Origin of the sequence: Microcystis sp. M_OC_Ca_00000000_C217Col, assembly GCF_007095585.1 — a bacterium.
GTDB classification, from domain to species: domain Bacteria; phylum Cyanobacteriota; class Cyanobacteriia; order Cyanobacteriales; family Microcystaceae; genus Microcystis; species Microcystis panniformis.
Genome location: NZ_SFBV01000278.1, coordinates 1 through 5,497, shown reverse-complemented (window position 1 = coordinate 5,497; position 5,497 = coordinate 1). Strand labels below are relative to the sequence as shown.

Below are 5,497 nucleotides of genomic sequence, written 5' to 3'. Positions count from 1 at the left end.
CCTAAGCCGAGTTTTCAAGGTGCTGCGCCGTCCACTTGGTTTTCGAGACTGGCCTTTTAATTCTAACGTAAAGCCAACCTAGAACGGCGGGGTTTCAGACCCAAAATTTCCGATGATTCAGGCGAACCAAGCAACGGAGTTATTCGGGTTTAATGCTTTGGCAGGTCGGATGTCCTCCATTTTCGGTCCATTGTTGTTCGGGGTAATTAGTACAGTGACCGGTAATCAAAGATTGGCGGTGATCTCCCTGTTGCTGTTTTTTGGCTTGGGAGGGTTGATTTTGAGTCAGGTGCGCCGAGGCGATCGCACCGCTAAAATCTGACCATGGACGATAACCTCTTTGACGCTCCCATCGCGCTAAGCGCTTCGGGATTCTTGGTTCAACAAGTCCACTTACTTTAGATTCCTTGCGTTATCCAAAACAGAGGTGGTTCTTACGCCTGCGCGTTACTTTTCGTCCGCCCCACGATAGTTGTATTTCTACAAAATTTGCTTCAAAAAGAGAATCTAGGAGATCTGTTCCGCGTAATCTAACTCCGTTGCGCATCCCGCCTCTTTTCGGAGAATATCGTCGATATTCTTAAATGTCTGCTCGAACATAGGAAAAAGATTAGATACTCTCAAATCTTACCTCGATCGCTCCGGTGATCCTTAGCATAGATTTGTAAAAAGGCTGAAAATGCTTCAGCCTCGTCTAAAAAATCAGATTTTACCCGCAAAATTAAGGAATAGGATTAGCCGAATCCTTGCTTTCTAGGGTTTCGGCAACAGATTCCGTCTTACCAAAAGCAATTCTGAGGAAGGGAGGGGCCAGGAAAGTCGTCAAGATTACCATAATAATAATCGACACCTCCAAAGGCTTATCCAAAATTCCGCTGGCCGAGCCAATCCAGGCAAAAACTAGACCCACCTCACCCCGGGGAATCATACCCACACCCCACCAACAAGCTTTTTGCCGCAAAACCCAGATAACAATTACTTTTCTACCTTAACCCGTTGAGTAACGACAACAATCCCATCTCCTTGAATTAAAATCGCCGATAACCAACGATTTTCTGGTGTTGCCGGCGCTTTTACCCGCTTAAATAAACCGCCGGACTGTAATAATTCCAATTCTAGAGGCTTTGTATTAATATAACGCTCAATATCTACTTTCTCATCGATCGCCGCTCCGGCCAATAAATCATCCCCTAAAGGTTGGCGAACAATCACATCAAAATCAAATTCTTGACCCACTTTCACCCTTTCCGGAATTCTCACTTGAATACTGGGGGGATTTTTGCCGGTGCTTAACTCGACTCTCTCGCTTAAAATCTCCTGATAAACCAGTTTATTCCCTTGAAATTGTTGACGAGAACGAATCGTAGCATTCATTCCCACCACTCTTCCCTGCACCTTTCCTGTCCCGGTAATTTTAGTAATTGTATTGGCCGTTAACTTGTCCCCGGAACGACTCCAAGATTCGAGAGTCGTGGTGTATTGTAGATTGTTATAACGTTCCCAAAAATGAGTTAAAGCCTTTTTAGTTTTTTCGTAGGTCAAGCCATCGGAATTAGTAAATTTTGGACTATAAAACTCCATTAATTGCTTGATATCCCGCTCATTAGCCGCCGTTTCAATTTTGGAGATAAGGGTTTTTAAATTAGCTGGAGCAGTTTCTGGCTTTTCGGCCCGCAGACCGGTGGCAAGGGTAAAAGTTAACCCCAAACCTAACAGCAACGATAGAGAAAAATTGAGGGATTGACGAAAAAATTTATCGGGGATTGTGTTCAAGTTACGCATTAGTGATAGTTTGTGTAAGGATCGATAACTATGGTAGATTATTTCATTCTAGGACTGAATTTACCCTCTCTCGAATTATGGCACGCACTCCAACCCGTCTCTTGATTGCCGCTAGTGGTACTGGTGGTCATTTATTTCCCGCTTTGGCCCTGGCCGAGCGCTTGCCGGATTACGAGATTGAATGGTTAGGAGTTCCAGACCGTCTGGAACAGTCCTTAGTTCCAAAAACCTACCCCCTGCACACTATCCCGATTGAGGGGTTTCAAACCCGTTTGGGGTTAAAAACTCTCAAGATTCTGTTCGGTCAACTGCGGGCCATTTGGCAAGTGCGTAGTTTAATCAAAAAACGTCAGATAGCGGCAGTTTTTACCACCGGGGGTTATATCGCGGGCCCGACCATTTTAGCGGCTCGTTTAGCCAATATTCCCGTCATCCTACACGAATCTAACTACATACCGGGCAAAGTCACGAAAGTTCTCGGTCGCTGGTGCGATACGGTTGCCCTCGGTTTTCAGGGAACCGCCAGCTATTTACCCGGCACTCGCACCACTTGGGCTAGTACGCCTGTACGAGAGCAGTTTCTCATTCCCCAGTCCCTGGATTTACCGATTCCAGAGACTGCTTTTTTAATTGTCGTTGCCGGTGGTTCTCAAGGGGCCGTGGCTCTTAATCAAATTGTCCGACAAAGCGCTCCCCAATGGTTAGAAAAAGGTATTTATATCGTGCATCTCACGGGAGAAAACGACCCCGAAGCGGATAGTTTGCGCCATTCTAACTATTTTTCCCGGCCTTTTTACGACAATATGGCGGGATTATGGCAAAGAGCTAATCTGGCTATCAGTCGCTCCGGAGCCAGCACTTTAACAGAATTAGCGATCACTTGTACGCCTTCGATTTTAATTCCCTATCCTTTTGCTGCCGAAGACCATCAGTTCTATAATGCCAAAGTTTTCGCTGAAGCTCAAGCCGCTTATCTTTATCGTCAAAATGAGTTAACTGCTCAGTTTTTAGGCGAATTAGTCCTGGATTTATGGTCTAATCCCGAAAAATTGTCCGCCATGGCCCAACAAGCTTCTCATCTAGCCATTAGTGATAGTGCCGATTTATTAGCCGATTTGTTGAGAAGAAAGAGTCAAAAAGATAGTTTTTGAAACAAATCAGCCACGGGAAAAGTGAACCCCGGAACCACATCTTCCCCCTCCAGAAAATCTCCTGATGTTAATAATCCCCGCGGTTCGTACCCGCAACGATAAACTAAGACATAGTGTTGACCTGGACTGATAACCCAGAGCAAACGAGTCCCATTGGCAAAATATTCGGCAATTTTGTCCTCGATTTCTGCCACTGTATTCCCTGGAGAGAGAATTTCTACCACTAAATCGGGCCCACCTTCTAAAAAACCCGTCGGCAATTCTTCCAATTCTTGCAGACGTTCCTTGGCAAAAAAAGCTATATCGGGAGAACGTTTATTGCCATTTTTCATAGTAAAAGCAGTGCTGGAGTCCAATAATACCCCTAGTTTTCGAGATGTTACTAAAGCGAATAAAGCAGCACTTAAAATAATGGCAATATAACCGTGTAAAGCCCCAGAATTACCCAGATTAATTAACTCTCCCTTGACCAATTCGTAACGATTACCATCGTCAGGTAACGCCATAAACTCTGCATCAGTCCATACTTTTGTCTCTGGAGTTTTCATCACAGTAGTTTCTCGAATAGACATAATTTATCCTCGGTAAATATTCACAAGTAAAACCCTTAAAGAATTTCCTGCAACATCCGATTGGCCTGGGAAGCGTAACCACCACCAAATAAATTAAAGTGGTTGAGAATATGGTAGAGATTGTAAAGAGTTTTGCGCTTTTGATAACCAGCATCGAGGGGGAAAACATCGTTATAACCCCGATAAAAAGCCGCCGGAAAACCGCCAAAAAGTTCCGTCATGGCTAAATCTACCTCCCGGTCTCCCCAATAGGTGGCAGGGTCTAAAATTACCGGTTCCCCATCGACGGTAATTGCCGCATTTCCCGACCACAAATCACCGTGGACGAGGGAGGGATGGGGTTGATGCTGACTCAAAATCTCGCTAATAGCGGGAATAACTTGATCCTCGTCGGGAAAATTGCCGCCGCGCTCCTTCGCAAGTCTTAATTGATAGCCAATACGCTGATGAGCGAAAAAATCCGCCCAATTGTTACTAACGGTATTGATCTGGGGAGTAGAACCAATGGTATTATTACACTGCCAACCAAAGCGATCGGACAGGGAAACTTGATGTAAACGAGCTAAATTTTGCCCCATTTTTTCCCAGCTTTGGCTATTGCCACCGCCGAATTCTAACCACTCTAGCACTAAATAACTAGATTTCTCGGCAATTCCCCAACAAATTGGCTCCGGAACCCTGATAGTCTTGGTAGCGTGAATTTGCTTTAATCCTAAAGCTTCGGCGGCAAACATGGCCTCTTGGTTCGCTTGGTTAATCTTAACGAAATAAATTAAACCATTGCCACTGACCGCATAACCCTGATTGATGCAGCCACCACTAACGGGATGACTTTTCTCAATTTCAAAAGGTTTTTCCGTGGTTTGGGTAATATGTCGGGCAATTTGAGTCCACATGGTTTATCAGTTATCAGTTATCAGTTATCAGTGATCAGTGATCAGTTATCAGTTATCAGTTATCAGTTAAGCTGTTGACTATCTAAATTACTCGTTAAGATTGCAGGGGAGCGGGGAGCGGGGATCAGGGAGAGGCAGTTTGAGCATTTGTACTAAAATTTCCCATACGCAGTTTAAATTCAGTATAGGTTATCAGTTATCAGTTAGAAGGCAAAAGGCAAAGCATCTCACCTTTGTAACCCCTAAATCAGGTTTTTATGTCAAGCTATTTTGAAAGCCTTGCTGGAAACCAGTTTTAGGGATAAGTATAATTACTCACTTGCATAAATGAGATGCTCCCAAAGGCACAAAGGCACTCTTGCAATAGTTATTTTAGCTAAGTAGCCGGTTACGATTAAAGATAAAATACAAAGAACCAGAAGCCTGTCCCACTATCTAACGTTAGACCGCGCCGTTTACCTGACTTGGAACTACTGTGGGCAGAAAGAATTGATAGACTATCAATATAGAACCCAGAGGTCAAAGACTTATGCTTAGGGACTCCTCAATCATTAGCGCATCTCCAGAGATTATGGGTGGCACTCCAGTCTTTACCGGTACTAGAGTTCCTGTTCAAACGCTTCTGGACTATCTCAAGGCGGGAGAATCCATAGATGATTTTTTGGACGGATTTCCGACTGTAACTAGAGAACAGGTTATTGCTCTACTTGAGGAGGCTGGAAAACAGGTTATTGGCATGGTGGCATAGCTTGACATCCTCACCGCCGTGAACGGACGGTGATTCCCAAACCTCACGATTTAGGTTTCTGCTTCTGTCCCTTGCGGGGTTCCGCACCTGCCTTAACAGATTCACTCTGTTCTGGTCTTATGGTCGCTCTACAGACTGACACCGCAAGCCCTGCGGCCAAAATATTTTTACTAGCGTTAACATCTCGGTCATGGTGAGTCCCACAGTCTGGACAGTCCCATTCTCGAACATTTAACGGCATTTTTTCAGCAATATACCCGCAATTACTACATCTTTTAGAGCTAGGAAACCATCTATCTATTTCGATGTAATTTCTCCCATACCAACGGCATTTATAGGCTAATTGTC

General features: G+C 44.5%; 8 protein-coding genes. 3 read left to right on the top strand and 5 right to left on the bottom strand.

Features of this window, described 5'->3' with window-relative positions:
• The first annotated feature begins 112 nt into the window (after window positions 1-112).
• Window positions 113-322: an MFS transporter gene (locus tag EWV66_RS17795; RefSeq protein ID WP_043996232.1), complete on the top strand. Its 210-nt coding sequence runs from the start codon at window positions 113-115 to the stop codon at window positions 320-322.
• Between the two features lie 399 nt (window positions 323-721).
• Here EWV66_RS17795 and EWV66_RS17790 read toward each other — a convergent pair whose 3' ends face one another.
• Together EWV66_RS17790 and EWV66_RS17785 are read right to left on the bottom strand one after the other, a co-directional pair.
• A complete protein-coding gene (locus EWV66_RS17790; protein WP_256380726.1) occupies window positions 722-976 on the bottom strand; it encodes a cation:proton antiporter domain-containing protein in 255 nt (84 codons plus the stop codon).
• Complete coding sequence (locus EWV66_RS17785) at window positions 976-1,782, bottom strand: DUF8623 domain-containing protein (RefSeq protein WP_052277615.1); 807 nt, start codon at window positions 1,780-1,782, stop codon at window positions 976-978. Before EWV66_RS17785 ends, EWV66_RS17790 begins: the two co-directional genes overlap by 1 nt.
• Before the next feature lie 77 nt (window positions 1,783-1,859).
• On the opposite strand from EWV66_RS17785, the gene murG reads away from it, so the two are divergent.
• The gene (murG, locus tag EWV66_RS17780) at window positions 1,860-2,933 is read left to right on the top strand and encodes an undecaprenyldiphospho-muramoylpentapeptide beta-N-acetylglucosaminyltransferase (RefSeq protein ID WP_072927596.1); all 1,074 of its coding nucleotides are present in this window, start codon (window positions 1,860-1,862) and stop codon (window positions 2,931-2,933) included.
• Here the strand turns inward: murG and EWV66_RS17775 are convergent.
• Window positions 2,915-3,505: a Uma2 family endonuclease gene (locus tag EWV66_RS17775; RefSeq protein WP_052277614.1), complete on the bottom strand. Its 591-nt coding sequence runs from the start codon at window positions 3,503-3,505 to the stop codon at window positions 2,915-2,917. The genes murG and EWV66_RS17775 overlap by 19 nt on opposite strands.
• A 35-nt stretch (window positions 3,506-3,540) precedes the next feature.
• On the bottom strand, window positions 3,541-4,401 hold the full coding sequence (locus EWV66_RS17770; protein WP_052277613.1) for a fructosamine kinase family protein: 861 nt from the start codon (window positions 4,399-4,401) through the stop codon (window positions 3,541-3,543).
• Window positions 4,402-4,930: 529 nt separating this feature from the next.
• Here EWV66_RS17770 and EWV66_RS17765 point away from each other — a divergent pair.
• A complete protein-coding gene (locus EWV66_RS17765; RefSeq protein WP_052277612.1) occupies window positions 4,931-5,149 on the top strand; it encodes a DUF433 domain-containing protein in 219 nt (72 codons plus the stop codon).
• A 43-nt stretch (window positions 5,150-5,192) separates the two neighbouring features.
• Here EWV66_RS17765 and EWV66_RS17760 read toward each other — a convergent pair.
• Window positions 5,193-5,497 (bottom strand): RNA-guided endonuclease InsQ/TnpB family protein (locus EWV66_RS17760; RefSeq protein WP_287107929.1); only part of this gene is annotated, 305 nt, incomplete at its 5' end.